General features: G+C 72.0%; 25 protein-coding genes and 2 tRNA genes. 15 read left to right on the forward strand and 12 right to left on the reverse strand.

Annotation, left to right across the window (positions count from 1 at the left end; all coding sequences use genetic code 11):
* Window positions 1-480: 480 nt before the first annotated feature.
* Window positions 481-554, reverse strand: a tRNA-Pro gene (locus ACFW48_RS32760).
* A 194-nt stretch (window positions 555-748) separates the two neighbouring features.
* Here ACFW48_RS32760 and ACFW48_RS32765 point away from each other — a divergent pair.
* Window positions 749-1,708, forward strand: coding sequence for a bile acid:sodium symporter family protein (locus ACFW48_RS32765; protein ID WP_386321244.1), 960 nt, complete (start codon window positions 749-751; stop codon window positions 1,706-1,708).
* Between the two features lie 201 nt (window positions 1,709-1,909).
* The gene (locus ACFW48_RS32770; RefSeq protein ID WP_386321246.1) at window positions 1,910-2,272 is read left to right on the forward strand and encodes a cupin domain-containing protein; all 363 of its coding nucleotides are present in this window, start codon (window positions 1,910-1,912) and stop codon (window positions 2,270-2,272) included.
* Window positions 2,273-2,382: 110 nt separating this feature from the next.
* On the opposite strand, the gene ACFW48_RS32775 is transcribed toward ACFW48_RS32770, so the two are convergent.
* Window positions 2,383-4,131 (reverse strand): protein kinase, encoded by a 1,749-nt coding sequence (locus ACFW48_RS32775; RefSeq protein ID WP_386321249.1) that lies wholly within the window; start codon window positions 4,129-4,131, stop codon window positions 2,383-2,385.
* Window positions 4,132-4,294: 163 nt separating this feature from the next.
* Here ACFW48_RS32775 and ACFW48_RS32780 point away from each other — a divergent pair, with 163 nt between their 5' ends.
* The 3 genes from ACFW48_RS32780 to ACFW48_RS32790 all read left to right on the forward strand — a co-directional run bounded on the left by ACFW48_RS32780 (window position 4,295) and on the right by ACFW48_RS32790 (window position 7,424).
* The gene (locus tag ACFW48_RS32780; RefSeq protein WP_386321252.1) at window positions 4,295-5,458 is read left to right on the forward strand and encodes a Gfo/Idh/MocA family protein; all 1,164 of its coding nucleotides are present in this window, start codon (window positions 4,295-4,297) and stop codon (window positions 5,456-5,458) included.
* 140 nt (window positions 5,459-5,598) lie between these two features.
* Entirely contained in the window at window positions 5,599-6,378 is a 780-nt protein-coding gene (locus tag ACFW48_RS32785; protein ID WP_386321254.1) for an SDR family oxidoreductase, read from the forward strand.
* Window positions 6,379-6,419: 41 nt separating this feature from the next.
* The gene (locus tag ACFW48_RS32790; RefSeq protein ID WP_386321256.1) at window positions 6,420-7,424 is read left to right on the forward strand and encodes a Gfo/Idh/MocA family oxidoreductase; all 1,005 of its coding nucleotides are present in this window, start codon (window positions 6,420-6,422) and stop codon (window positions 7,422-7,424) included.
* 30 nt (window positions 7,425-7,454) lie between these two features.
* Here ACFW48_RS32790 and ACFW48_RS32795 read toward each other — a convergent pair whose 3' ends face one another.
* The 5 genes from ACFW48_RS32795 to ACFW48_RS32815 form a co-directional block, all read right to left on the reverse strand.
* Window positions 7,455-7,868, reverse strand: a complete 414-nt coding sequence (locus ACFW48_RS32795) for a VOC family protein (protein ID WP_337307560.1) — start codon at window positions 7,866-7,868, stop codon at window positions 7,455-7,457.
* Window positions 7,869-8,055: 187 nt separating this feature from the next.
* On the reverse strand, window positions 8,056-8,958 hold the full coding sequence (locus ACFW48_RS32800) for a sugar phosphate isomerase/epimerase family protein (protein WP_386321260.1): 903 nt from the start codon (window positions 8,956-8,958) through the stop codon (window positions 8,056-8,058).
* A 1-nt stretch (window position 8,959) separates the two neighbouring features.
* Window positions 8,960-9,937, reverse strand: coding sequence for an ATP-binding cassette domain-containing protein (locus tag ACFW48_RS32805; protein ID WP_386321263.1), 978 nt, complete (start codon window positions 9,935-9,937; stop codon window positions 8,960-8,962).
* Between the two features lie 6 nt (window positions 9,938-9,943).
* A complete protein-coding gene (locus ACFW48_RS32810) occupies window positions 9,944-11,020 on the reverse strand; it encodes an ABC transporter permease (protein WP_386321266.1) in 1,077 nt (358 codons plus the stop codon).
* Complete coding sequence (locus tag ACFW48_RS32815) at window positions 11,020-12,042, reverse strand: sugar ABC transporter substrate-binding protein (RefSeq protein ID WP_386321269.1); 1,023 nt, start codon at window positions 12,040-12,042, stop codon at window positions 11,020-11,022. The genes ACFW48_RS32810 and ACFW48_RS32815 overlap by 1 nt, the downstream gene beginning before the upstream one ends.
* Before the next feature lie 235 nt (window positions 12,043-12,277).
* Here ACFW48_RS32815 and iolC point away from each other — a divergent pair, with 235 nt between their 5' ends.
* The 5 genes from iolC to ACFW48_RS32840 are packed head-to-tail and all read left to right on the forward strand — an operon-like array spanning window position 12,278 to window position 17,735.
* Window positions 12,278-13,240: a 5-dehydro-2-deoxygluconokinase gene (iolC, locus tag ACFW48_RS32820; RefSeq protein WP_386321271.1), complete on the forward strand. Its 963-nt coding sequence runs from the start codon at window positions 12,278-12,280 to the stop codon at window positions 13,238-13,240.
* A 13-nt stretch (window positions 13,241-13,253) separates the two neighbouring features.
* The gene (locus tag ACFW48_RS32825; RefSeq protein ID WP_386321274.1) at window positions 13,254-14,141 is read left to right on the forward strand and encodes a deoxyribose-phosphate aldolase; all 888 of its coding nucleotides are present in this window, start codon (window positions 13,254-13,256) and stop codon (window positions 14,139-14,141) included.
* Between the two features lie 14 nt (window positions 14,142-14,155).
* Complete coding sequence (iolB, locus tag ACFW48_RS32830) at window positions 14,156-15,049, forward strand: 5-deoxy-glucuronate isomerase (RefSeq protein WP_386321276.1); 894 nt, start codon at window positions 14,156-14,158, stop codon at window positions 15,047-15,049.
* Complete coding sequence (gene iolD, locus ACFW48_RS32835) at window positions 15,046-16,917, forward strand: 3D-(3,5/4)-trihydroxycyclohexane-1,2-dione acylhydrolase (decyclizing) (protein WP_386321278.1); 1,872 nt, start codon at window positions 15,046-15,048, stop codon at window positions 16,915-16,917. Before iolB ends, iolD begins: the two co-directional genes overlap by 4 nt.
* 32 nt (window positions 16,918-16,949) lie before the next feature.
* Window positions 16,950-17,735: a GntR family transcriptional regulator gene (locus ACFW48_RS32840; RefSeq protein ID WP_386321280.1), complete on the forward strand. Its 786-nt coding sequence runs from the start codon at window positions 16,950-16,952 to the stop codon at window positions 17,733-17,735.
* Here ACFW48_RS32840 and ACFW48_RS32845 read toward each other — a convergent pair.
* The 3 genes from ACFW48_RS32845 to ACFW48_RS32855 all read right to left on the reverse strand — a co-directional run bounded on the left by ACFW48_RS32845 (window position 17,725) and on the right by ACFW48_RS32855 (window position 20,169).
* Complete coding sequence (locus ACFW48_RS32845; RefSeq protein WP_386321283.1) at window positions 17,725-18,366, reverse strand: class I SAM-dependent methyltransferase; 642 nt, start codon at window positions 18,364-18,366, stop codon at window positions 17,725-17,727. The genes ACFW48_RS32840 and ACFW48_RS32845 overlap by 11 nt on opposite strands.
* Window positions 18,367-18,418: 52 nt before the next feature.
* Complete coding sequence (locus tag ACFW48_RS32850) at window positions 18,419-19,405, reverse strand: aldo/keto reductase (RefSeq protein WP_386321286.1); 987 nt, start codon at window positions 19,403-19,405, stop codon at window positions 18,419-18,421.
* An 86-nt stretch (window positions 19,406-19,491) separates the two neighbouring features.
* On the reverse strand, window positions 19,492-20,169 hold the full coding sequence (locus ACFW48_RS32855) for an NUDIX domain-containing protein (protein ID WP_386321289.1): 678 nt from the start codon (window positions 20,167-20,169) through the stop codon (window positions 19,492-19,494).
* A gap of 250 nt (window positions 20,170-20,419) precedes the next feature.
* Between ACFW48_RS32855 and ACFW48_RS32860 the strand changes: the two genes are divergently transcribed.
* Window positions 20,420-20,863, forward strand: coding sequence for a MarR family winged helix-turn-helix transcriptional regulator (locus tag ACFW48_RS32860; protein WP_386321291.1), 444 nt, complete (start codon window positions 20,420-20,422; stop codon window positions 20,861-20,863).
* The gene (locus ACFW48_RS32865) at window positions 20,860-21,282 is read left to right on the forward strand and encodes an ankyrin repeat domain-containing protein (RefSeq protein WP_386321294.1); all 423 of its coding nucleotides are present in this window, start codon (window positions 20,860-20,862) and stop codon (window positions 21,280-21,282) included. Before ACFW48_RS32860 ends, ACFW48_RS32865 begins: the two co-directional genes overlap by 4 nt.
* An 82-nt stretch (window positions 21,283-21,364) precedes the next feature.
* On the opposite strand, the gene ACFW48_RS32870 is transcribed toward ACFW48_RS32865, so the two are convergent.
* Window positions 21,365-21,438 (reverse strand) — tRNA-Pro (locus ACFW48_RS32870).
* A gap of 100 nt (window positions 21,439-21,538) precedes the next feature.
* Here ACFW48_RS32870 and ACFW48_RS32875 point away from each other — a divergent pair.
* The 3 genes from ACFW48_RS32875 to ACFW48_RS32885 all read left to right on the forward strand — a co-directional run bounded on the left by ACFW48_RS32875 (window position 21,539) and on the right by ACFW48_RS32885 (window position 25,130).
* Window positions 21,539-22,078: a DUF309 domain-containing protein gene (locus ACFW48_RS32875; RefSeq protein ID WP_386321297.1), complete on the forward strand. Its 540-nt coding sequence runs from the start codon at window positions 21,539-21,541 to the stop codon at window positions 22,076-22,078.
* 117 nt (window positions 22,079-22,195) lie between these two features.
* Window positions 22,196-22,969 (forward strand): precorrin-6A synthase (deacetylating), encoded by a 774-nt coding sequence (gene cobF / locus ACFW48_RS32880; protein ID WP_386321300.1) that lies wholly within the window; start codon window positions 22,196-22,198, stop codon window positions 22,967-22,969.
* Between the two features lie 88 nt (window positions 22,970-23,057).
* Complete coding sequence (locus tag ACFW48_RS32885) at window positions 23,058-25,130, forward strand: MDR family MFS transporter (RefSeq protein WP_386321303.1); 2,073 nt, start codon at window positions 23,058-23,060, stop codon at window positions 25,128-25,130.
* Here ACFW48_RS32885 and ACFW48_RS32890 read toward each other — a convergent pair.
* Window positions 25,117-25,887, reverse strand: a complete 771-nt coding sequence (locus ACFW48_RS32890; protein WP_386321306.1) for a cobalt-precorrin-6A reductase — start codon at window positions 25,885-25,887, stop codon at window positions 25,117-25,119. The two genes, ACFW48_RS32885 and ACFW48_RS32890, sit on opposite strands and share 14 nt — an antisense overlap.
* Window positions 25,888-25,922: the final 35 nt, after the last annotated feature.

The raw sequence follows: 25,922 nt of genomic DNA on the forward strand, positions 1-25,922 counted from the left end.
GGGGGGGGGGGGGCCCGGGGGGGGGGGGGGGGGGGGGGGGGGCGCGGGGGGGGGGGGGGGGGGCGCGGGGGGCGGGGGGGGGGGGGGGGGGGGGGGGGGGGGGCCCCCCCCCCCCCCGACGACCGCTGCGCGGAGTGCCTCGCGCTTTCGGGTCGCTGATGGGTGCGCGGGCCCTCGACACCGGACTGCGACACCCGACTACTGCACCTGAATACAACGCAGGCACCGTGCGTTCCGGAACGCCGTCAGCCGCTTGACCTCCGCGTCCACCACCTTCCAGGCGGCGAGGACGGACAGAGTCACGTCGACCGGGTCCGCCACCCACATGCGGGCCTCGGACAGCCCCGACTCGCGGAAGCGAACGGCGGACACGAGTTGGCAACTTTGGTTGCCGAGCGGACGGAGTCGTGAACGGCGCAACGACAGAAAGGCCGTTCCCGCTGTTCCGCGGAAACGGCCTATGACCTGCGAAAACGCAAGTCGGGACGACAGGATTTGAACCTGCGACCCCTTGACCCCCAGTCAAGTGCGCTACCAAGCTGCGCCACGTCCCGGTGCGCGGTCCCACGTTTCGTGTGATCGCGCTGGTCAAGACTACCTCATCCACACTGCGGGGCGGGGCCGCCACCGCGAGGGCGTCCTCGAAGGACAGGGCACCGGCGCCGTCGGTCACCGCCGCGGAACCTCCCGATGATCACATCGCGAGACGGCTTTGCGTCACGCCGTCCACCAGGCGTTATCTCGCACGGTGCGAACCGAACGACCCGAACACCTCAGCGACGACGCCACCGGCGACCGCTCCGCGCGGCGCGCCGTGACCGTCTTCCCGATCCTCGTCCTCGCGGCCGGCGCCCTCGGCCTGCTGCTCCCCGGGAGTTTCACCGGGTGGAGCGAGTCGGTGCCGTACCTGCTGGGCGTCGTGATGTTCTGCATGGGCATCACGATGACCCCGGAGGACTTCCGCGGGGTCGCCAAGCGTCCCTGGGCGGTGGCCCTCGGGCTGGTCGCGCACTACGTCATCATGCCGGGGCTCGGCTGGGCCATCGCCCACCTGCTCGACCTTCCCCCGCAACTCGCCGCGGGCGTGATCCTCGTCGGCTGCGCGCCCAGCGGCACGGCCTCCAACGTGGTGACGTACCTGGCCCGGGGTGACGTCGCCCTGTCGGTCTCCGTCGCCACCGTCTCGACGCTCGTCGCGCCACTGGTCACCCCGCCGCTGACGCTGCTGCTGGCGGGCGAGTACCTCCCGGTGGACGCCGGGTCCATGGTCACCGACATCCTCAAGACGGTGCTGCTCCCGGTCCTCGCGGGCCTGGCCGTACGGCTGCTGGCGGGGCGGTACGTGGAGCGGGCGCTGCCGGCGCTGCCCTGGCTGTCCGCGCTGACGATCTCGGTGATCGTGGCGGTGGTCGTGGCGGGCAGCGCCGACGCGATCAAGTCGGCCGCGGGGCTGGTGTTCGTCGCCGTGGTGCTGCACAACGGCCTCGGACTGGCGCTCGGTTACGGCGCGGGGCGGATCGGTCGGCTCGGCGAACCGGCGAGCCGTGCCATGGCCTTCGAGGTCGGCATGCAGAACTCCGGCCTCGCGGCATCCCTGGCCACCGCACACTTCAGCCCGCTGGCGGCCCTGCCGGCCGCGGTGTTCTCCGTCTGGCACAACGTCTCCGGCGCGGTCGCCGCGGCGTGGTTGTCGCGCCGGGGGCGGTGACCTGCGTCGGTTGAGCAGGGTGCCGGTGGGGGAGGTCCGAGGCCCGGCCGGCGACCGGCATGCCCACGATGCCACCGAGGGTGCGGGTCATGACCGCGCCGTCGACCGTGGGTCGGGCCCGACGAAGTGTCCGCACGCACCACCGGATACGCCACACCTTGTCGCCCCCGAAGCCTCCTCGGCCCCGGATAGCGTCACCGCATGACCCACAGCTTCGTTGTCCGCGTCCCCGACGCCGAACTCGTACCCGAGCCCCTCTCCCCCGCGCAGATCGTGTCCGGCACCCCGGAGGTGACCGGCAAGGTGGTCTGGGAGTCGGCGGACGGCCGGCAGGTGCGCGGCATCTGGCAGATCACCCCGGGCGTCGTCACCGACACCGAGGCGGACGAGATGTTCGTCGTGCTCAGCGGGTCGGCCACGGTCGAGGTGGAGGGCGGCCCGACGCTGACGGTGGGGCCGGGTGACCTGGCCGTGCTGCGCGAGGGTGACCGTACGACGTGGACGGTGCACGAGACACTGCGCAAGGCGTACGCGATCAACCTCGGCCAGGAGCTGCCCGGTTGATCATTGATGGCGGTCGGTAACGCCCGGAGGCCGGTCTTCCACCCGTTCTTCCTCCCGTGTCGGCGGTGTTGTGACCGCCGCGTTCCGGTCAAGTGACCAGCCTGGCTGGTTCAGTCCGTTCGGAACGGCCTCAATGACGACCAGTCGGTGAGGGAGCGGGGTTCCTGGAGGCGGCCCTTGCCGGAGCGGTCACCCGCGATGTGGACGAGCAGGTACTGGTCGCCGGAGAAGACCCAGAAGCGATGGTCGTCACCGGGAACCGGCAGGACGGCGTCGATCCTGTTCGTGAAGCGGTCCAGGCCGCCGAACGTCTTGCGCCACTGCGCGATCGGAGCAGGCCCGCTCACCCGCCGCGCCGACGCCGGGTCCGCACCCACCTCGACGACCATGTACTCACTGCCGGAGAACACCCAGAACCTGCCCTGCACACCCGGAACCGGCATCACCGCGTCCACACGACGCGAGAAGCCCGCCCCCTCGCCGATGCTGTTGCTCCAGTCGGTGAGGGGGCGGGGTTCCTGGAGGCGGCCCTTGCCGGAGCGGTCACCCGCGATGTGGACGAGCAGGTACTGGTCGCCGGAGAAGACCCAGAAGCGATGGTCGTCACCGGGAACCGGCAGGACGGCGTCGATCCTGTTCGTGAAGCGGTCCAGGCCGCCGAACGTCTTGCGCCACTGCGCGATCGGAGCAGGCCCGCTCACCCGCCGCGCCGACGCCGGGTCCGCACCCACCTCGACGACCATGTACTCACTGCCGGAGAACACCCAGAACCTGCCCTGCACACCCGGAACCGGCATCACCGCGTCCACACGCGACACCGCATGGGCACCAGTGGACGTCTGCCCGGTCTGGTCGGGCGAACCAGAGCCGGGGTCGTCTCCGGCGACGTACGCGGTCACGCCCGCTCCGGCGAGGAGCACCACCACGGCGATCGCCCCTGTGATCGCCGTGCGGCGCCGGTTCGCGCGTGCGGTCGCCGTGCGGCGCCGGTTCGCGCGTGCGGGCTGCACCGGCTGCCGCAGTGTCGCCCGCACCGTTGGGGGGACGCCGTCGACTATCGACTGCAGCGCGTCTGTGAGTTGTGCGCTGGACGGGCGCTTGGCGGGGTCCTTGTCCAGCAACTGCTCGATGACGTCGCCCAGCGGGCCCCGGACATGGACGGAGGGCGGTTCGAAGGCGACGGCGAACGAAGTGGCCGTGAGGTCCCCCCGGGCGAAGGGGGTCTGGCCGGAGGCCAGGAAACACAGAGTGACGCCGAGGGAGAACAAGTCGCTGGCCGGCCCGGCGGGCTGATCGCGCAGGCGTTCTGGGGCCATGTACTCGGCCGAGCCGACCACGCCCCCCGTGCCCGTGAGACCTGTGTGACCGGACAGGGCGGCGATACCGAAGTCGGTGAGCACGCTGCTGCCGTCGGCGCGCAGAAGCACGTTGGCCGGTTTCACGTCACGGTGCAGCGCACCGGCCGCGTGCACCGCCTCCAACGCGGACAGGACCTCCAGGCCGACGCGGGCTGTCTCCACCGGTGACAGGAGCCCGCTCGATCTCACCCGCTCGCTCAGCGAGCCGCCCGGCACCAGTTCCATGACGATCCACAGACCGCCGTCGAACTCCACCAGATCGTAGATGTCGATGACATGCGCGTGCGTCACCCGGGCGATCGCCCGCGCCTCCGACAGCACACGGCGCATCGACGCCTGCTGCTCGTACCCGCCACCGACGGCATGGAGTTCCTTGACGGCCACCGTCCGCTGCAACAGGTGGTCCCAGGCACGCCACACCGTGCCCATACCGCCGCTGCCCAACCGGTCGGCGAGCACGTACCTGTCGGCGACGACTCGCCCGCCCACTCTTTCGATCACGACGAGACAATGTACATGCCGACTGCCAGGGCGATTCGGGTGATCGCATGCGGAGTCGACCGCTCCCCTCCGTACCTTTGTCCTGTCAAAAGGTTGACATGATGCCTCGGCTCCGCCGAGGGTGGGCGGGACAGAGCAGGGACCGGTCCGAAGAGGGGCTTTCATGGTGGACGCGCTGGGTGTCGCCGTCGTCGGTTTCGGCTGGATGGGCCGGGTGCACACCCAGGCGTACGCCCGTGTCCGGCACCACTATCCGCAGCTCGCCCTGCGTCCGGAACTCGTGACGGTCGCCGAGGAGGTGCCGGGGCGGGCGGAGGAGGCCGCCGCGCAGTTCGGGTTCGCGTCGACGACCCGGGACTGGCGCGACGTGGCCGCCGACCCGAGGGTGGGGGCGGTCAGCATCACCGCCCCGAACTTCCTGCACCGCGAGATCGCCGTCGCGATGGCCGAGGCCGGCAAGCACATCTGGATCGAGAAGCCGGTCGGCCTGACCGCCGGGGACGCCCGTGCGGTGGCGGACGCGGTCGCCAAGGCCGGTGTCCAGGGCGCGGTCGGCTTCAACTACCGCAACGCGCCCGCCGTCGAGGCCGCCCGCGAGCTGATCGCGTCCGGGGAGATCGGCGCCGTCACGCATGTCCGCATCCGTCTCTTCAGCGACTACGCGGCCCATCCCGAGTCCGCGCTGACCTGGCGCTACGAGCGGGAGCGCGGCGGCAGCGGGGTGCTCGGCGACCTGGCCTCGCACGGTGCCGACCTGGCCCGCTTCCTGCTCGGCGACATCGCGTCGCTGACCGCCGACACGGCGATCTTCCTGCCCGAGCGGGCCCGCCCGGCCGTCGCCACCGCCGGTCACTCCCGGGCCGCGGGCGGCGAACCGGGCCCGGTCGAGAACGAGGACTACGTCAGCTGTCTGCTGCGCTTCTCCTCCGGCGCCCGCGGTGTCCTGGAGGCCTGCCGGGTCTCGGTCGGCGAGCAGAACAACTACGGCTTCGAGGTGCACGGCACCAAGGGCGCGGTGTTCTGGGACTTCCGCCGCATGAACGAACTGGGCGTCAGCCGCGGCACGGCGTACCAGGACCAGCCGGTCAGCACCGTCTACGTCGGCCCCGCCCACGGCGAGTTCGCCGCCTTCCAGCCGGGTGCCGCGAACGCCATGGGCTACGACGACCTCAAGGTGGTGGAGGCCCACCGCTTCCTGCGGTCGATCGCGGAGGGCACCCCGCACGGCGCCACCCTGCCGGACGCGGTGCACAGCGCGGCCGTACTGGACGCGATCGCGAGGTCGGCCGAGCGCGAGGCCTGGGTCGAGGTCCGGCCGGAGGGGTGAGAGCGGGGCACCTGTAACACCTGTAGACACCCGCAGGCACCCACGGATGTCGTACGGCGGGCGCTGCGCGAAAGGTGGACGCCGGAGGCACTGCGCGAGGTACTGCGGGCCGGCCGGGAGAGCTGAGGGAGGTGACGGGCGTGAGGGGACTTCTCGACGACAAGGTCGTCCTGGTCAACGGCGGAAGTCAGGGCGTCGGGGCCGCCATCGCGCGGGCCGCCGTCCGCGAGGGCGCGGTCGTGGCCGTCACGGGGCGGCGCCCGGAACCCGGTGACGCCCTGGTGGCCGAGTTGGCGGCGGCGGGCGGCAGGGCGATGTTCGTGCGGGCCGACCTGGCGGACGCGGAGCAGGCGAAGACCTGCGTGGCCCGGGTGGTGGAGGCGTACGGCCGTGTCGACTGCCTGGTGAACTCGGCGGGGCTGACCTCGCGGGGGACGCTGCTGGACACGACTCCCGAGCTGTTCGACCAGCACATCGCGATCAACCTCAAGGCGCCGTTCTTCGCGATGCAGGCCGCGGTCGCGGACATGGTGGGCCGGGGCGCGCCCGGCAGCGTCGTCAACATCATCACGTCCTCGGCGCACGGCGGGCAGCCGTTCCTCGCGCCGTACGTCGCCGCGAAGGCGGGGCTCGTGGGTCTCACCAGGAACGCCGCGCACGCGCACCGCTGGGACCGGGTGCGGGTCAACGGCCTGAACATCGGCTGGACGGCGACCGAGGGCGAGGACGCGACCCAGCGCGCCTTCCACGGTGCCGGGGACGACTGGCGCGAGGAGGCCGCCGCCCGGCTGCCGATGGGCAAGCTCGGGCAACCGGACGAGATCGCCGACTTCGTGGTCCTGCTGCTGTCTGACCGGTCCGGGGTGGTCACGGGCTCGGTGATCGACTGGGACCAGAACGTCCTCGGTGGCCTGGACTGAGTCCTCACCACCGCAACCACACACAGGGAGCAGCGGAGCACATGCGTATCGGAATCCTCGGCCTCGGCCGCATCGGCGCCTTTCACGCCGAGACCCTCTCCGGACTCGAGTCCGTCGACTCGCTGGTCGTCGCCGACCCGTTCGCGGACGCCGCGAAGGCCGCCGCCGAGCGCTTCGGCGCCGAGGTCGCGGACTCACCCGAGGCGGTGCTGGCCGCCGGGGTGGACGCGGTGGTGGTCGCGGCGGCGACCGACGCCCACCCGGGGCTGATCCTGGCCGCCGTCGAGGCCGGTGTCCCCGTCTTCTGCGAGAAGCCCGTCGCCCGCACCATGGCGGAGGGCGTCGAGGTGCTCAAGGCGGTCGCCGGTCATGACGTGCCGATCCAGATCGGCTACAACCGTCGCTTCGACGCCGGGTTCGTCGCCGCGCGGACGGCCGTGCAGGGTGGTGAGCTGGGCAAGCTGCACACCGTGCGGTCCACCACGCTGGACCCGGCGCCGCCGCCCGCCGCGTACATCGCCGCGTCCGGCGGCATCTTCCGCGACTGCTCGGTGCACGACTTCGACATCATCCGCTGGGTGACCGGCCGCGAGGTGACCGAGGTGTACGCGGTCGGCGGCAACCGCGGCGCCGACTTCATCAAGGACGCGGGCGACGCCGACACCACCGGGGCGGTTCTCACCCTGGACGACGGCACGATCGCCGTGGTCTCCAACAGCCGCCACAACGCGCGTGGTTACGACGTCCGCATGGAGATCCACGGTTTCGCGGACTCCATCGCCGTCGGCCTGGAGGACAAGCTGCCGCTGCGCTCGGTCGAGCCCGGCGTGACCTTCCCGGCCGGCACTCCGCACGACTTCTTCATGGACCGCTTCACCGCCGCCTACCGCGCCGAACTCATCGCGTTCACCGAGGTCGTCGCCGGTCACCGCACCTCCCCCTGCACGATCGAGGACGCGCTGGAGGCGGGCTGGATCGCCGAGGCCTGCACGCTGTCGCTGCACGAGCACCGGCCGGTGACGATCGAGGAGGTACGGCGGGGATGAGCCGGGCGTGGGGGCCGGCGGGCCGCGCGATCAGCTCGCCGGCTCGCTGATGTTCACCATCCAGGGGACGCCGAACCGGTCCGTGCACATGCCGAAGACATCGCCCCACATCTGCTTCTCCAGCGGCACGGCGACGGAGCCGCCGGCGGAGAGCTGCTCCCAGTAGCCGCGCAGCTCGGTCTCGTCGTCGCCGCTGAGACTCACCGAGAAGGTGTTCCCCGGGCTGTGCTCCATCCCGGGCGGGGTGTCGGCGCCCATCAGGGTGAAGCCGCTCGGTGTCTCCAGCATGCCGTGCATGATCTTGTCGGCGTCAGGGCTGTCGGCCATGCCGGACGCGCCGAAGGTGTTCAGCGCCAGCGTGCCGCCGAACACCTGCTCGTAGAACTCCATCGCCTGTCGGGCATCGCCGTCGAAGCTGAGGTAGGGGTTGAGACGTGAGGACATGACTGCCTCCCGGAACGGGACGAAGTGCCAGTGCTGTGCACGCTAGCGCGCGCCACTGACAACGGCCCGCCGAGCGGCGCGCCGGCGGGACCCGCCCGCCGGCGCCGTCAGCAGCCGCAGTCTCGGAGGTCGCAGGGTCTCAGGCGCCCTCTCAGACGTCTCAGGCGTCTCCGGCGTCTCAGGCGTCTCAGGCGCCGCAGGAGCGCAGGAACCTGCGGGTACGGACGGCGATGGGCAGGGGCTTGTCGGGCTCGCAGGGGTACATGTCCTGCTCGACGATGGCGAACAGGTCCACGCCCAGTTTCTGGGCCGCCGTGAGCACCGGGCCCAGCTCGGGTACGCCGGTGGGCGGTTCGCACATCACACCGCGCTGCACGGCCGGCCCGAACGGCACCCCTCCCGCCCGTACCTCGGCGAGGATCTCCGGGTCGACCTGCTTGAGGTGCAGGTAGCCGATGCGCTCGGCGTACGTCTCGATCAGCTTGACGCTGTCGCCGCCGCAGTAGGCGTAGTGGCCGGTGTCCAGGCAGAGGTTGACCAGGTCGGAGTCGGTGGAGTCGAGGAAGCGCTCGACGTGCTCCTCGGTGTCGATGTGGGTGTCGGCGTGCGGGTGGACGACGATGTCGAGGCCATAGGTCTCCCGCACCTCGTGGCCGAGGCGTTCCATGCCCTTGGTCAGGTGCGCCCACTGCTCGCCGGTCAGCTCCGGCGGTTCCAGGAGCTCGGCGGTCTTGTCGTCGCGCCAGAAGGACGGGATGACGACGAGGTGCTTCGCGTCCATGTCCCGGGTCAGGGCGGCGACGCGGCTGACCTGCTCCCAGGTGGCGTCCCATTCCGAGGGGCCGCGGTGGAGGCCGCAGAAGATGGTGCCCGCGGAGACCTTGAGGCCACGCCGGGCCACCTCGTCGGTGAGCCGGGCCGGGTCGGTGGGGAGATAGCCGTAGGGGCCCAGCTCGACCCACTCGTAGCCGGCCTCGGTGACCTCGTCCAGGAAACGCTCCCAGGGCACCTGCCGGGGGTCGTCGGGGAACCAGACGCCCCAGGAGTCGGGGGCCGAGCCGACGCGGATGCGGTCGAGGGCAGCGGGCATGTCAGACCTTCCCTTCGGCGGATGCGGCGGAATCGGGCGCTGCGGAGTCCGAGGCCGTGGAGTCCGGGGCCGCGGAATCGGGCGCGACGGTGTCGGCCGCGGTAACCTGCGGCTCCGCGCCCGGAAGCGCGTCCACGTCGACCCCGCCGACCTGCGCCAGTTCGTGCTTGAGGGCGGCGAGTTCGGCACCGCCCGCCATGTGGTTGGTGAGTTCCTCGAGGGTGATGTCGGCGCGGGCGGCGCTGAGTTCCAGGGTGCCCAGGCGCAGCACGCTGAAGTGGTCGCCGACCATGTACGCGTGGTGGGGGTTGTGGGTGATGAAGATGACGCCGAGGCCGCGTTCGCGGGCGGCGGCGATGTACTTGAGGACCACGCCGGACTGCTTGACGCCGAGGGCTGCGGTGGGCTCGTCGAGGATGAGGACGCGGGCGCCGAAGTAGACGGCGCGGGCGATGGCGACACACTGGCGCTGGCCGCCGGAGAGGGTGCCGATGGGCTGTTCCAGGTCGTCCAGGACGATGCCCATGTTGCGCAGTTCCTCGTCGGCGGTCCGCTTCATGCGGGCGATGTCGAGGCGGCGCACGGGCCAGGGGCCCTTGGTCATCTCGGAGCCGAGGAAGAAGTTGCGCCACACCGGCATCAGGGGCACGGTGGCGAGGTCCTGGTAGACGGTGGCTATGCCCCGGGCGAGGGCGTCACGCGGGGTGGTGAAGCGCACGGCCTCGCCGTCGACGAGGAACTCGCCCTCGGTGTGCTGGTGCAGCCCGGAGATGATCTTGATGAGGGTGGACTTGCCGGCGCCGTTGTCGCCGAGCACGCAGGTCACCCGGCCGGGCTGGACCGCGAGGTCGACGCCGTGCAGGGCGCGGATGTTCCCGTAGGCCTTGCCGGCGGCGCGGAGTTGGACGATCGGCCGGTCCGCCTCGGGCGCGGTGTCCGCGAGGACGGCCCCGTGGGTGCCGGCGGTCTTGCTGGTCATTTCCGATCACCTCCGGGTCGCCGCGCGGCGGACCCACAGATTGATGAGGACTGCGCCGAGAAGCATCACGCCGAGGAATGCCTTGAACCAGTCGGGGTTCCAGCCGGCGAAGACGATGCCCTGGTTCACCATGCCGAACATGAAGGCGCCGAAGACCGGGCCGATGGCGGAGCCGTAGCCACCGGTGAGCAGACAGCCGCCGATCACCGCCGCGGCGATGTAGATCAGCTCCTGGCCGACGCCCTCGCCGGACTGCACGGTGTTGAAGGAGAACAGCTGGTGCATGCCGACGAACCACGCGCCGAAGCCGACCAGCATGAAGAGCGTGATCTTCGTGAAGGCGACGGGGACGCCCACCGCGCGGGCGCTGTCCTTGTTGCCGCCGACCGCGAAGATCCAGTTGCCGTACTTGGTGCGCAGCAGCACCCACGTGGCCAGGGCGGCGAAGACGAGCCACCACACGACCGTGATCTTCACCTGGACGCCGCCGACGTCGAAGGACGAGGCGAAGAGGGCCTTGGCCTGGTCGAAGCCGTCCATGTCGCTGATGTCGTCGGTGGCGACGTTGCCGGTGACCAGCTTGGTGACCGCGAGATTGACGCCCTGGAGGATCAGGAAGGTGCCGAGCGTCACCAGGAAGCTCGGCAGGCCGGTCTTCATCAGCACCCAGCCGTTGAACGCGCCGACACCGAGGGAGACGGCGAGGGCGACGATGACGCCCACCCAGATGTTCATGGTCAGCTGGTAGCTGAGCATGCTGGCGGTGAGCGCCGAGGTGATCACGGCGACACCGGCGGACAGGTCGAACTCGCCGCCGATCATCAGCAGGGCGACGGGCAGCGCCATGATGCCGATGGTGGACGACTGGTACAGCACCGTCGCCATGGAGCCGCCCTCGCGAAGCGAGGGGGCGGCGATCAGGAAGAAGACGAACACGGCGACGGCGCCGAGGAAGACCCCGACCTCCGGACGGGCGAGCAGACGCAGCGCCAGCGAGCGCTGCCGGGTCCGCCCGTCGGTCTGCCCCGGGCCGGGGGCCGGCGGTGTGGTCACCGCCGGCTCAGCCTGTTGGGTCACGCTCATCACCGGGTGCCCTTCGCGGCGAACTCGGCGACGGCCTTCACGTTGGACTTGTCGACGAAGGCGGGGCCGGTCAGCACCGGCTGCTCACCGCCGCCGCTGTAGTTGCCGTTGTTCTTGTAGAGCCACATGCCGTCGACCGCCAGGTAGCCCTGGAGGTAGGGCTGCTGGTCGACGGCGAACTCGATGTCGCCCTTCTCGATGGCGCCGGTGAGCTGCTTGTTGAGGTCGAAGGTCGCGACCTTCGCCTCGCTGCCGGTCTCGTCCACCGACTGCACGGCGGTCATGGCGAACGGGGCGCCGAGCGTGACGAGGCGGTCGATGTCGCCGTCCTGCTTGAGCTTGGCGGTGATGGTCGACTTCACCGAGGGCATGTCGGTGCCGTTGACGTACAGGTTCTCGATCGAGCCCTCGAAGGTCTTCTTCACGCCGTCGCAGCGCTGGGTGAGACCGACGTTTCCCTGCTCGTGGATCACACAGACGGCCTTCTTGGCGCCGTCCTCGTTCAGCCGCTTCCCGAGCGCCTCGCCGGCCACGGTCTCGTCCTGTCCGAAGAACGACATCAGGCCGAGCTTCTTCCAGTCCGCCAGGCCGGAGTTGAGGCCCACGACGGGTATGCCGGCCTTCTCGGCCTTGCCGAGCACGCTGCGGAGGGCGTCCGGCTTGGCGAGGGTGACGGCGATGCCGTCGACCTTCTGGTCGATCGCGTTCTGCACCAGGTTGGCCTGGTTGCCCGCGTTCGGTTCGGCGGAGTAGACGAGCTTGATGTTGTCCTTGGCAGCGGCGGCCTCCGCGCCCTTGCGGACGATGTCCCAGAAGGTGTCGCCGGGTGCCTGGTGGGTGACCAGGGCGACGGTCATACGGGGGGTGCTCGCCTTGCCCGCGGAGGCACCCGAGTCCCCTTCCTCGTCGGCCTTCTTGCCCCCGGAGCCGCTGGAGCAGCCGGCGAGGGTCAGGGCCGCGGCGGCGGCGAGGGCCACGGCGGGGGCGAATCCGCGGGAGCGGGCGTGCGAAGAGCGGTCCATCTTTCCTGCACCTCACTGTGCGACTGTGCGACGGGGGAGCCGTGTGCCAGACCAGAGAAGAACGGCTGTTGCGCTGGGACCGGATACAAGTCCTTGGGACGCCCGCTGTCAATACTTTGTCAAGACATCATTTCACTTGCAGGTCCGAATGTAAGTACAAAGTATTGACACGGTCGCCTCGGAGTCATACACCTGGGAGGCGGCAGGCCCCCGCCCAGCCCGAGGAGCGTCGCACATGGCCGAGTCAGTCCCGCGTTTCGATCTGATCACGATGGGCCGCATCGGAGTCGATCTCTATCCCTTGCAGACGGGTGTACCCCTGGCGGAGGTTGAGACCTTCGGAAAGTTTCTCGGCGGTTCCGCCGCCAACGTGGCGGTCGCCGCCGCGCGTCTGGGCCGCGCCGCGGCCGTCATCACCCGCACGGGCGACGACCCGTTCGGCGGCTATCTGCACCAGGCGCTCAAGGAGTTCGGTGTCGACGACCGCTGGGTCACCCCGGTCGCCGCGTACCCGACCCCCGTCACCTTCTGCGAGATCTTCCCGCCGGACGACTTCCCCCTGTACTTCTACCGCCGCCCCAAGGCCCCCGACCTGGAGATCCACCCGGAGGAGCTGGACCTCGACGCGATCCGGGCGGCCGCCGTCTTCTGGATCACCGGCACCGGGCTCAGCGAGGAACCGAGCCGTACGGCGACCCTGGCCGCCCTCGCCCACCGCGCCAAGGCCGGCACCACGGTCTTCGACCTGGACTGGCGGCCGATGTTCTGGGCCGACCCCGACCAGGCCCGCCCGTACTACACCGAGGCGCTGCGGCACGCGACCGTCGCGGTCGGCAACCTCGACGAGTGCGAGATCGCCACGGGCGTACGCGAGCCGCACGCCTGCGCCGAGGCGCTCCTGGCGGCCGGTGTGGAGCTGGCCGTCGTCAAGCAGGGTCCGAAGGGCGTCCTCGCCGTGCACCGCGACGGCCGGACGGCCGAGGTGGAGCCGGTGCCGGTCGAGGTGGTCAACGGCCTCGGCGCGGGCGACGCGTTCGGCGGCTCGCTCTGCCACGGTCTGCTCTCCGGCTGGGAGCTGGAGCGGACCATGCGGTACGCCAACGCGGCCGGCGCCCTCGTCGCCTCCCGACTCGCCTGCTCCTCCGCGATGCCCACCGAGGCCGAGGTCGACGGCCTCCTCGCGCGAGCCACTCCCTGAACGGAGCTTCGTCTTGTCCCTCAGCATCCCCGACCTCACCGTGGTCAGAGCCCGGCACCCGGAGGCGATCGCCGAGGCGGCGGCCCGCCGGGTACGCCGACCGCTGATCGGCGACTCCGGCCGCCTGATGATCGTCGCCGCCGACCACCCGGCGCGCGGCGCGCTCGGCGTCGGCGACCGCCGGCACGCCATGGCCAACCGGGCCGACCTGCTGGAACGCCTGTGCACCGCGCTGTCCCGGCCCGGCGTCGACGGGGTGCTCGCCACCGCCGACGTGCTGGAGGACCTGCTGCTCCTCGGGGTGCTGGAGAACAAGGTCGTCATGGGCTCGATGAACCGCGGCGGCCTCGCGGGCGCCGCCTTCGAGATGGACGACCGCTTCACCGGCCACCGCGCCGAGGACATCGCCCGCCTGCGCTTCGACGCGGGCAAGCTGCTGCTGCGCATCGACTACGACGACCCCGGTTCGCTGGCCACCATGGAGGCCACCGCGCGCGCGGTCGACGCCATGGCCGAGCGTGAACTGCCGGTCTTCGTGGAGCCGTTCATCTCGCGCCGCGTCGAGGGCCGGGTCCGCAACGACCTGTCCGCCGAGGCGGTCACCCGGTCCGTCGCCATCGCATCAGGCCTGGGCGGCACCTCCGCCTACACCTGGCTGAAACTGCCCGTCACCCACGACCCGGACGACATGGGCGAGGTCCTGGAGACCTCCACACTGCCCGCCGTCCTGCTCGGCGGTGACATAGGGGGCTCCCCCGCGGACCAGGTCGCCGCCTACGAACGCTGGCGCAAGGCACTCAGGCTGCCCACCGTGCAGGGCATGGTCGTGGGCCGCTCGCTGCTCTACCCGGCCGAGGGCAGCGTGGAGCAGGCGGTGGACACGGCCGTCGGACTGCTGTGACAGAGGAGGATCCGTTGACGTATCACCTTTCCGCCGGCAAGGCCGCGAGTGGCCCGTACGCCGTGGAGGTCACCCCCGAGGTGGCGGGCTGGGGCCACGCCGGCCTGCGCGTCCTGCACCTGCCGCCCGGCGGCGGCCACACCTTCGACAGCGGCGACAGCGAGTGGATCGTCCTGCCGCTCAGCGGTGGCTGCACGGTCGCCACCGCCGACGACTTCGGCCAGGACACCTTCGAACTCACCGGCCGCGCCGACGTGTTCAGCGGCGTCAGCGACTTCGCGTACGTACCGCGCGACGCCCGCGCGACCGTGACCTCCGCCGGCGGCGGCCGCTTCGCCCTCACCGGCGCCCGCTGCACCCGCCGCCTGCCCAGCCGCTACGGCCCGGCGTCGTCGGTTCCGGTGGAGCTGAGGGGCACGGGGAACTGCTCGCGGCAGGTCAACAACTTCGGTGCGGCCGGGGTGTTCGAGTGCGACAAGCTCATCGCGGTCGAGGTCATCACCCCGGCCGGCAACTGGTCCTCCTTCCCGCCGCACAAGCACGACGAGCACCGCCCCGGCGAGGAGTCGGTGCTGGAGGAGATCTACTACTTCGAGTTCGCGGACCACGAAGGCACCCCCGGCCTCGGCTACCAGCGGGTCTCCCCGTCCGGGCGGGGGCGGGGCACGGACGTGCTGGCCGAGGTCCGCGACGGCGACGTGGTCCTCATCCCCGACGGCTGGCACGGACCGTCGATGGCCGTCCCCGGCCACCACATGTACTACCTCAACGTCATGGCCGGCCCGGAGGCCGAACGCGCCTGGCTGATCTGCGACCACCCCGACCACGCCTGGGTCCGCGACACCTGGGCGGGCCGGCCCGTCGACCCCCGACTCCCCCTCTACACCGCACCGGAGAGGTCCGCATGAGCGCCACCCGCCGACTGACGACCGCCCAGGCCCTGGTGCGCTTCCTGACCGCCCAGTACACCGAACGCGACGGTGTACGGCACCGCCTGATCGCGGGCACCTGGGGCATCTTCGGCCACGGCAACGTGGCCGGCCTCGGCCAGGCCCTCGTCGAGTACGCCGACGTCATGCCGTACCACCAGGGACGCAACGAGCAGGCGATGGTCCACGCGGCCGTCGGCCACGCCCGGCAGCTCAACCGGCTGTCCGCGCAGGCGGTGACGACGTCCATCGGCCCCGGCGCCACCAACCTGGTCACCGGCGCCGCCCTGGCCACGATCAACCGCCTGCCGGTCCTCCTGCTCCCCGGCGACTACTTCGCCTCGCACGCCGCCGACCCGCTGCTCCAGCAGCTGGAGCACCCGATCGAGGCCGACGTCTCCGTCAACGACACCCTGCGCCCCGTCTCCCGCTACTTCGACCGCGTCACCCGCCCCGAGGCCCTCGTCGCCTCCGCCCTCCAGGCGATGCGCGTGCTCACCGACCCGGCCGAGACCGGCGCGGTCACCCTCGCGCTGCCCCAGGACGTGCAGGCGGAGGCGTACGACTGGCCGGAGGAGTTCTTCGCCGACCGGGTCTGGCGCGTACGGCGTCCGGCGCCCGACCCGGTGGAGCTGACCGAGGCGGTGCGGGCGGTCCGGGCCGCCGAGCGCCCGCTGATCGTCGCGGGCGGCGGCGTTCACCACAGCGAGGCCGAGGAGGCGCTGAAGGCACTGGTCGACGCCACCGGCATCCCCGTCGCCTCCACCCAGGCCGGCAAGGGCGCGCTGCGCCACGACCACCCGGCCGACCTGGGCGGCGTCGGCCACACCGGCACCGCCGTCAGCGACGACCTCGCCCGCGCAGCGGACCTGGTGATCGGGGTCGGCACCCGCTACTCGGACTTCACCACGGCCTCCGGCACCCTCTTCCAGCACCCGGACGTCCGCTTCCTGAACCTCAACATCACCGCCTTCGACGCCCACAAGCTCGCCGCCCGCACCCTGGTCTGCGATGCCCGGACGGGGCTCACGGCGCTGACGGAGGCGCTGTCCGGCCACCGGGTGGACGCGTCGTACGAGGCCGAGTACCGCGCCGGCAAGGCACGCTGGGACGAGACGGTGGAGGCGGCCTACCGCGCCGGCGACGACAGCGCCGTGCCGACCCAGACGCAGGTGCTGGGCGCGCTCGACGCGGTCGTCGGCGACGAGGACGTGGTGATCAACGCGGCCGGCTCGCTCCCCGGCGACCTGCACAAGCTGTGGCGGGCCCGCTCGCCTCGCCAGTACCACCTGGAGTACGGCTACTCGTGCATGGGTTACGAGATCCCGGCCGCGCTCGGCGTCCAGCAGGCCGCGCCCGGCACGCCGGTGTGGGCCCTGGTCGGCGACGGCACGTACCTGATGAACCCGACGGAGATCGTCACCGCCGTGCAGGAGAACCTGCCGGTCAAGCTGGTCCTGGTCCAGAACCACGGCTACGCCTCCATCGGCGGCCTGTCCGAGTCGGTCGGCGCCGAGCGCTTCGGCACCGACTACCGCCACCGCGCCGCCGACGGCACCTTCACCGGCGCCCCGCTCCCCGTCGACCTCGCCGCCAACGCGGCCAGCCTCGGCATGGACGTCCTGCGCGCCAAGACGGTGGGGGAACTGCGCGAGGCCCTGCGGGCGGCCCGCGCGGCGGACCGTCCGACCTGCGTGTACGTGGAGACCGACCCGGCGCCGCCGACCGCTCCCCCGGCCGAGGCCTGGTGGGACGTGCCGGTGGCCGAGGTGTCCGCCCGCGAGGCCGCGACCGGCGCCCGCGCGGAGTACGAACGCGCCGTCGCCGACCGCCGCCGCCACCTCTGACAGCCCGTCACCTACGCAAGGGAGGTACGTCCATGGCGAAGACCGGCGGCCCCGCACGTGCCGTGACCCCACCCGCGCTCAGCACCCTGGACTTCGCCCTGGACCGGAGCAGTCCGGTGCCGCTGTACTACCAGCTCGCCCAGCAGTTGGAGGCGGCGATCGAGCAGGGCGTCCTCGCCCCCGGGAACCTGTTGGGCAACGAGGTGGACCTCTCCGTCCGCCTCGGCCTGTCCCGGCCGACCGTCCGTCAGGCCATCCAGTCCCTGGTCGACAAGGGGCTGCTGGTCCGACGGCGCGGGGTCGGCACCCAGGTGGTGCACAGCCAGGTCAAACGCCCCCTGGAGCTGAGCAGTCTCTACGACGACCTGGAGGCGGCCGGGCAGGGACCCACCACACGGGTGGTGCGCAACGAGGGCGTGCCCGCCTCGGCCGGCGTGGCGGCGGCCCTCGGCGTCGCGGAGGGCGGAGAGGTCACCGTCCTGGAGCGGCTGCGCCTCACCCACGGCCAGCCGGTGGCGCTGCTGTGCAACTACCTGCCTGCGACGCTGCTGGACCTCGACGACGCCCGGCTGGAGTCGACCGGCCTGTACCGGATGATGCGCGCGTCCGGCATCACCCTGCACAGCGCCCGCCAGACCGTGGGCGCCCGCTCGGCCACCCGCGAGGAGGCGGAGCGCCTGGACGAGGAGGAGGGCGCCGCACTGCTGACCATGCAGCGCACGGCGTACGATGACACCGGGCGGCCGGTCGAGTACGGGACGCACATATACCGCGCGTCCCGGTACGCGTTCGACTTCCAGCTGCTGGTCAGGGGTTAGGTGCCGACCCGAGCGGTCGGCGGGCCCGGAACAGGGTGTGCCCCGCGTCGCCCTCCGGGACGTACTCCTCGTGTTCGACGGTCAACCCGGCCCGGACGATCCACTCCCGGTATCCGGCGGCGTCCGTGTGACTCCACCACATGGGGGCGCCGCCACCGAGCCAGTCCTCCTCGACGCCGGTCCACGCCCCGTGCCCGGTGGTGGCGACGAACCTGCCTCCGGGCCGCAGCCAGCCCGCGATCCGGCGCAGCAGCGGCGGCTGTTCGGCGAGCGGGAGGTGGATGAGGGCGTAGAAGCAGACCACCGCGTCGAAGGAGCCGGGTTCGAAGCCGACGTCCGTGAGGTCGGCGCGGTGGAACACGGCGCCGGGCACCCGCTCGCGCGCCCGGCGGATCTGCACCTCGCTGATGTCGACGCCGGTCACCGGGTGCCCGGCGTCGGTCAGCACTCGGGCGACCGGTACGCCGCCTCCGCAGCCGAGGTCCAGGACCGTGCCACCGGCCGGGAGTCGCCGACGCAGGTCGTCGAGCCAGGGCCCGTACTTGGTGCCGCCGCCGTACGCCTCGTCGTAGCGCGCCGCCACGGCGTCGTATCCGCGCCGCACGACGTCCTTGGGGTCTTTGGGGTCCACGTCGGCGAGGCTAGTCAGCCGGGGTCGGACCGGGCCAGTGCTTTTCCCGGGGTCAGTGGACCGTGTCCAGCCGGGCCCGCTGCTCCGGGGTGAGGTCCAGGTCCACGGCGGCGAGGTTCTCCTCCAGCTGCGCCACCGACGAGGCTCCGGCCAGCGGGACGATCGGCAGCGCGGCGCCGATCTGCCAGGCGAGGACGACCTGGCCCATGGTGGCGCCGGTCTCCCGGGCGACGTCACGGAGCACCGCGAGCCGGGCCGGGGTGCCCGGGTGGTCGTAGTCCGGGGGCAGCGGCTTGTCGTCGCGGTCGTAGGCGCCGGCCAGGAGGGGTGAGTAGGCGACCAGGGTCAGGGCGGGCTCGGCCCGCAGGTAGCCGAGCAGTTCGGGGCCGGCGTGGCCGAGGCTGCCGTCCGGGGAGAAGTCGCCGGGCACGTCGAAGCGGGGCCGCAGGTGGCTGTGCTGGTACTGGAGAACCTCGTAGCCGGGCAGTGAGGCCGCGGCGGCGAGGGCGCGGGCCCGCTCCACGCGCCACATCGCCTGGTTGCTGACGCCGAGCAGTCCGACCGTGCCCTCCGTCACCAGTCCACCGAACGCCTCGACGGTATCGCGCTGCGGCACGGTGTGGTCGTCGATGTGCGCGTACAGCAGGTCCAGCTTGTCGACGCCGAGCCGGTCCCGGCTGCGGTCCGCGGCCTCGCGGATCACCTTGGCCGACAGGCCCTCGGGGTTGTCGGTGTAGCTGGTGCCGGGGGCCAGGGGGCGGGCGCCGAGCTTGGTGGCGATGACGATCTCCTCGCCGATACCGCGGCTGCGCCGCCAGCGGCCGAGGAGTTCCTCGCTCTGGCCGCCCTGACCGCCGTCCGTCCAGAAGGCGTAGTTGTCGGACGTGTCGATGAAGTTCCCGCCGGCCTCGACATAGCGGTCGAGGACGGCGAAGGAGGTCTTCTCGTCGGTCAGCGAGCCGAACAGCATCGCGCCGAGCGCGAGCACGCTCACCTCACGGCGGTGGGCCGGGTCGGTGCCGAGGGTGCGGTACTTCATGGTGTTCCTCCCCTTCGTACCCGGTCGTCCGGGCACGAGAGGGAGTCTTCAGTTTGAAGTGCGCTTCAAGTCAAGCGGCTTCGGTGTCAGCCCTTTCCGGCAGGGCGGGCGAACGGGCCCTCCAGCGCCGCCCACTGCAGCAGCATGATGGTCTTCGCGTCGGCGATCTCGCCGGTGCGGATCATCTCCAGGGCTCGGCGGAAGGGCAGTGCGAGGGTCTCGATGTCCTCGCCCTCCTCGTCCAGGCCGCCGCCCTCGTGGGTGCGGGTGGCGGGGTCGTAGGCGGCGGCGTAGAAGCTGACGCGTTCGGTGACCGAGCCGGGGCTCATGTAGACGTCGAAGACGTGCCGGACCTCTCCGACGGTGTGCCCGGTCTCCTCGACGACCTCGCGCCGCACCGCGACCTCGGGGTGCTCGCCCTCGTCGTCGAGCAGCCCGCCGGGGGTCTCGATCAGCATGCCGTCGGGATGGCCGTTGACGTAGGCGGGGAGGCGGAACTGGCGGGTGAGCAGCACGGTTTCGCGTTCCGTGTCGTAGAGCAGGACGGTGGCGCCGTTGCCGCGGTCGTGGGTCTCGCGCTCCTGGGTGCTCCAGGTGCCGTCGGCTCGCCGGAAGTCGAAGGTCGTGGTGCGTTCGACGTACCAGTGGCTGGAGAGGAGTCGTACGTCCCGGACCTTGACCCGGGGGTTGCCGGTCAGGTCCCGGCCGGCCCGGTCGAGTCCGGTGCGGCCCCGGCGGTCCGGGGTGTCGATGCCGGCGGTCATCGGCGGCCGTCCGGACTCGGACGCTTCGGCGGCACGGGGTGGGGCAAGTTGGTCATGCCCGCTTCTATCACCCGGTCCGGCCGCGCACGAAGTAGTTCTCCGGTACGAAGCCGAAGCCGCCGGCGGTGAGCGGCTTCTCCTCCTGCTCGCCCTGGAGATCCTCCACGCAGAGTCGGACGGCGCCCCGCGGTCCGCCCGAACGCCTGGCGCGGCTCCCCGTATGCTCGGAGCCGGAGGAGCCCGAGGAGACATGACGGAAGCCGTACAGAACCTGCCCCTGCTGCTGGCCGGAGCCAAGCGCTGGCTCGACGACGCGCTGACGGCGAGCATGCGGGCGGCCGGCGAACAGCCGCTGAGCAGCGCCCAGGGGCAGATCTTCGCCCTCCTGGACGCGGAGGGCACCACGGTCGCCGAGCTGGCCCGCCGCCTCGGCGTCACCCGGCAGACCGCCCACCAGGCCGTGCACGGGCTGCTCGCCCTGGGACTGCTGGAACAGGTGCCGGACCCCTCCTCGGCACGCAACCGCCTGATCCGTATCACCACGGAGGGCACCCGCGTCCACCGACGTGCCCAGGCGACCCTCGACGTCATCGAGGACGTCCTGGCCGACCGCATCGGCGTCGCGCAGGCCACGGCACTGCGGACCGCCCTGACCCTGCCGCGCGGCGAGCCGCCGGTCGTGGAGGCCCCGTGAACAGGCGCCGGCACAAGAAGCTGTCCCGGCGTCTCGTCGACGCGGCGCTGGTCGGCGACATCACGCGGGTGAGAGCGGCGCTGCGAGCCGGAGCGCCGGCCGAGACGGCCGACACCGCGGGCACCACGCCGCTGTACCTGGCCTCCGTGAACGGCGCCGCCGACATCGTCCGCGTGCTGCTGGCGGCCGGCGCCTCGCCCGACACGGAGAGCGGGATCGGCTCGGAGGGCACACCGCTGTGCGGGGCTGCCTGCTGGGGACACACCGAGGCCGTGCGCGCACTCCTCGAACACGGCGCCGACCCGAACCTCCGGGAGGACCACGGCACGGGCTGGGCACCGCTCGACTGGGCGTCGAAGGGGCCGCATCCGGAGACGGTGGACCTGCTCGTCGCGGCGGGGGCACGCCCGCGGTCGTGACCCCGGCGGCACCCGGGGCGGCACGAGGCGGCACAGCAGAAGGGCCCCCACGGATTCTCGCCCGTGAAGGCCCTTCAGACCGTCGGGACGACAGGATTTGAACCTGCGACCCCTTGACCCCCAGTCAAGTGCGCTACCAAGCTGCGCCACGTCCCGGTCTGCTGACACGCGGCGAACCGCACGATCACGCGGTCAGAACTTTACCTCACACCCCGGGCCACTCCTAAGCGGGCACGGACGGGGGACAATCGGTCCCATGGACAGCCCTGCCGACAGCCCCATGGACAGCACAGCCCCGAACCGGCCGGTGGACGCGCGGGACCGCGACGACGAGGGCCGGGCGCGCAACGCCCGGCCCCGGGACGGCCTCGGCCGCCCCTTGCCGTACGGCGCGGACGGCGTCCCCCGCCAGCCGGAAGGCGTCGTACGGGCCCCCGGGGAGACGGTCGCCGAGGCGCAGCGGCTGCTGGACGCGGGGCGGCCGTTCCACGCGCACGAGGTGTTCGAGGACGCCTGGAAGTCTGGTCCCGAGGAGGAGCGGGAGCTGTGGCGGGGGATGGCCCAGCTGGCCGTGGGACTCACGCACGCGGCTCGCGGCAACGTCACCGGCGGGGCCAGGCTGCTGCGGCGCGGGGCCGGCGCGGTGACCGAGTGGGCGGCTTCGGCGTCCGGGCGGGGGCGGCCTTACGGGATGGACCTGGACCGGGTCGCCGGGTGGGCCCGGGAGCTGGCGGAGGACGTGGAGGGCGGCGCGAGCGTGGACGCGGGGGCGCGGGCACCTCGGCTGCGGGGCTGAAGCCGGCCTCGCCGCAGGGCTGGGGGAAGTCGCGCCGGAGCGCTGCGGGCAGCCCCGCCGCGGTGCTGGGGGCAGCCCGGCCAGAACGTTGTCAGTGGCGTACGGCAGACTCGTGGCGTGCGGAAGATTCATGTGATCGGTATCGGCGCGGGCGACCCCGACCAGCTCACCTTGCAGGCGGTCAGGGCGCTGCGCGGCACGGACGTGTTCTTCGTCCTGGACAAGGGCGAGGTGAAGGCCGACCTGGTGCGGCTGCGCCGGGACATGCTGGAGACGCACATACCGGAGGGGACGTACCGGATCGTCGAGGCGCGCGACCCCGAGCGGGACCGGAGCGCGGGCGGCACGGCGTACTCCCCCGCCGTCGGCGACTGGCGCAGTGCCCGCGCCGGCATCTACGAGCGGCTGATCGCCGAGGAGCTGGGCGAGGACGAGAGCGGTGCCTTCCTGGTGTGGGGCGACCCTGCGCTCTACGACAGCACGCTGGGCATCCTGGAGGAGATCCTGGAGCGCGGCGCGGTGGCCTTCGAGTACGACGTCGTACCGGGCATCAGCAGCGTCTCCTCACTCGTCGCCCGGCACCGGACAGGGCTGAACCGGGTGGCGCGGCCGGTGCAGATCACCACCGGGCGGCGGCTCGCGGAGGGCTTCCCGGAGGGGGTGGACGACGTCGTGGTGATGCTCGACGCCCACCAGACATTCCGGCGGTACGCGGACCAGGACATCGACATCTACTGGGGCGCCTACATAGGTACCCCGGACGAGATCCTCGCCTCCGGCCCGATCGCCGAGGCCGCGCCCCGCATCGAGCGGCTGCGCGCCGAGGCGCGGGAGCGCAAGGGCTGGATCATGGACACGTATCTGCTGCGGCGCAACCCGGGCGACGGCTAGCCGGACCGACCGCCGGCCACCCCGAGGGCCGCACCCGGGCGGACCGTCCCCGCATGCGTGGCCGGTGCACCGGTGTGATCGTGACCGTGTGACAGTCGCCGAGGAAACCCCACGGAACGCCACCGCCCAGCCGCCCGTGCTCGACAAGCGCCGCCGCAACGTCGTCTTCGTCACGATCATGCTGGGCATGCTGCTCGCGGCCCTCGACCAGACGATCGTCGGCACCGCGCTGCCGACGATCGTGTCGGACCTGGGCGGCGGCGAGCACATGTCGTGGGTGGTGACCTCGTACCTGCTCGCCGAGACCGTGGCCACGGTGCTGGTCGGCAAGTTCGGCGACATGTTCGGCCGCAAGGTCGTCTTCCAGGTCTCGGCGATCGTGTTCATCACGGGCTCGTTCCTGTGCGGGCTGGCCACGAGCATGCCGCTGCTGATCATCTGGCGGGCGATGCAGGGCATCGGCGCGGGCGGCCTGATGGTCACGTCGATGGCGCTGATCGCGGACGTCATCCCGCTGCGGGAGCGCGGCAAGTACCAGGGCGCCATCGGCGCGGTGTTCGGGGTGGCGACGGTCATCGGCCCGCTGCTGGGCGGGCTGTTCACCGACCACCTGTCCTGGCGCTGGGCCTTCTACGTCAACGTGCCCATCGCGATCGTCGTCGCCATCGCCGCCGCGCGCACCATCCCGGTGGTGAAGTCGGCCGCCCGGCCCGTCATCGACTACCTGGGCATCGCGCTGGTCGCGGTCGGCGCGAGCGCGCTGATCCTGGCCAGCAGTTGGGGCGGCAACCAGTACGCGTGGGGCTCGGCCGTGATCATCGGTCTGTTCGCGGGCGGGCTGATCGCGCTCGGGCTGTTCTGCTGGGTGGAGACCCGGGCGGCCGAACCGATGCTGCCGATGCGGCTGTTCTCCAACCCGGTGTTCACCGTCTGCTCGATCCTCAGCTTCGTCGTCGGCTTCGCGATGCTGGGCGCGCTGACGTATCTGCCGACCTATCTGCAGTACGTCGACGGCGACTCGGCCACCGTCTCGGGCGTCCGCACGCTGCCGATGGTGGCCGGGCTGCTGATCGCCTCGGTCTTCAGCGGGAGCGTGGTCAGCAGGACCGGACGGTACCGGCTGTTCCCGATCGCGGGCACCCTGGTGATGGGCGTCGGCCTGTATCTGATGTCGCTCATGGGGCCGTCCACGGGTGCCTGGCTGGAGTCGCTGTACATGTTCGTGCTCGGCACGGGCATCGGCCTGTCCATGCAGGTGCTGACCATCGCGGTGCAGAACACCGTCGACTACGCCGACCTCGGCACCGCGACCTCCGGCGTCACCTTCTTCCGCACACTGGGCAGTTCCTTCGGCACCGCCGTCTTCGGCACCATCTACGCCAACGCACTCGGCCCCAACCTGCGGGACGGCGTGTCCGCCGCCGCGGAGACCGGCGCCGCCGATCCGGCGGCGATCAGCAGGGCGGCGACCAGTCCGGAGGGCGTGCACCGGCTGCCGCCGGACGCGTCGGTACCCATCGTCGGCGCGTACACGGACACCATCCAGACCGTGTTCCTGTGGACGGTCCCGGTCGCGGCGCTCGGCTTCCTCGTCGCGCTGTTCCTCAAGCAGGTCCAGCTTCGCGACAGCGCCCGGTTGGGTTCCACCGACATGGGCGAGGGCTTCGCCTCACCGCACGACGCCGACAACAGGCGGGCGCTGGAGGCCTCCGTCGGAAAGATCATCGGCAGTACGGAGCTGGACACCGCGCGCCGGATCATCGCGGACAGCGACACCCGGCTCGACGTCGCCGGCGCCTGGGCCGTCATGCAGGTCGACCTGTTCACGCGGCTGGTCGGGCACGCCAGCCTCGGTCTGATCGCCGCTCGCCGCCGGCTGCCGCCGGAAGTGCTGCTGCCGGTCTTCGACCGCATGGCCGAGGAGGGTTTCCTGACCCGCCACGGCTCCCTGCTCTCCCATACCGACGCGGGCGCCCGCGAGGCCCTGGTCATCGGCCGGGCCTGGTCGGCGTGGCTGGAGGACCGGGTGGAGCAGGACATCGGCCGGCCCTCGGACACGGACCTGCGTGCCGTGGTCGACTCGATCGCCAAGCGGCTGCTGGTCGAGGACCTGAGCAGCGGCCTGCCGGACCGTGTGCGGCAGCCGGTCACGGCCCGCTGAGCCCCAGCCGCTCCAGCCGCTCCAGAACCGCCGGCACGTCGGACACCGCGTCCGCGCCCTGCGGCAGCGGGGGCCTGCGGACGACCACCACCGGAAGAGCCAGCTTCCGGGCCGCCGTGAGTTTGGCCGCGGTGGCCGCTCCCCCGCTGTCCTTGGTCACCAGTACGTCGATGCGGTGGTCGCGCAGGAGGGCCGTCTCGTCGGCCTCCGTGAACGGGCCGCGGGCCAGCAGCACGCGTGTGTCCGGTGGCAGGGGTGGCTCGGGGGGCTCCACCGAGCGGGCGACGAAGTGGTGGTCGGGCAGGTGCGCGAAGGCCGCCAGGCCCAGTCGGCCGGTGGTCAGGAAGACGCGGCGGCCGAGGCCCGGCAGCAGGTCGGCCGCCTCGGCGAGGGAGGCGACCGGGTGCCAGTGGTCACCGGGTCCGGCCTGCCAGCCGGGGCGGCGCAGGATCACCGCGGGGGTGCCGGTGGCCGCCGCGGCGCGGACCGCGTTTCCCGTGATCGTCTCGGCGAACGGGTGGGTCGCGTCGACGAGGGCGTCCACGTGCTGCTCGCGCAGCCAGGCGGCGAGCCCTTCGGGTCCGCCGAAGCCGCCGGTCCGCACCTTCCCGGCGAGGGAGCCCGGCCGGGTCACGCGTCCCGCGAGGGATGTGGTGACGCGGACGCCGGATCGCGCCGCCAGATCGGCGGCCAGGCGGCGGGCCTCGGTGGTGCCGCCGAGGATCAGCACGTGCGGGGACGGAGGCAGGCGGGACATGGCGTCGAGAGTAGGGCCTGTCCGGCGGATCAGGT

The sequence above is a fragment of the Streptomyces sp. NPDC058812 genome (genome assembly GCF_042744565.1).
GTDB classification, from domain to species: Bacteria; Actinomycetota; Actinomycetes; order Streptomycetales; family Streptomycetaceae; genus Streptomyces; species Streptomyces thinghirensis.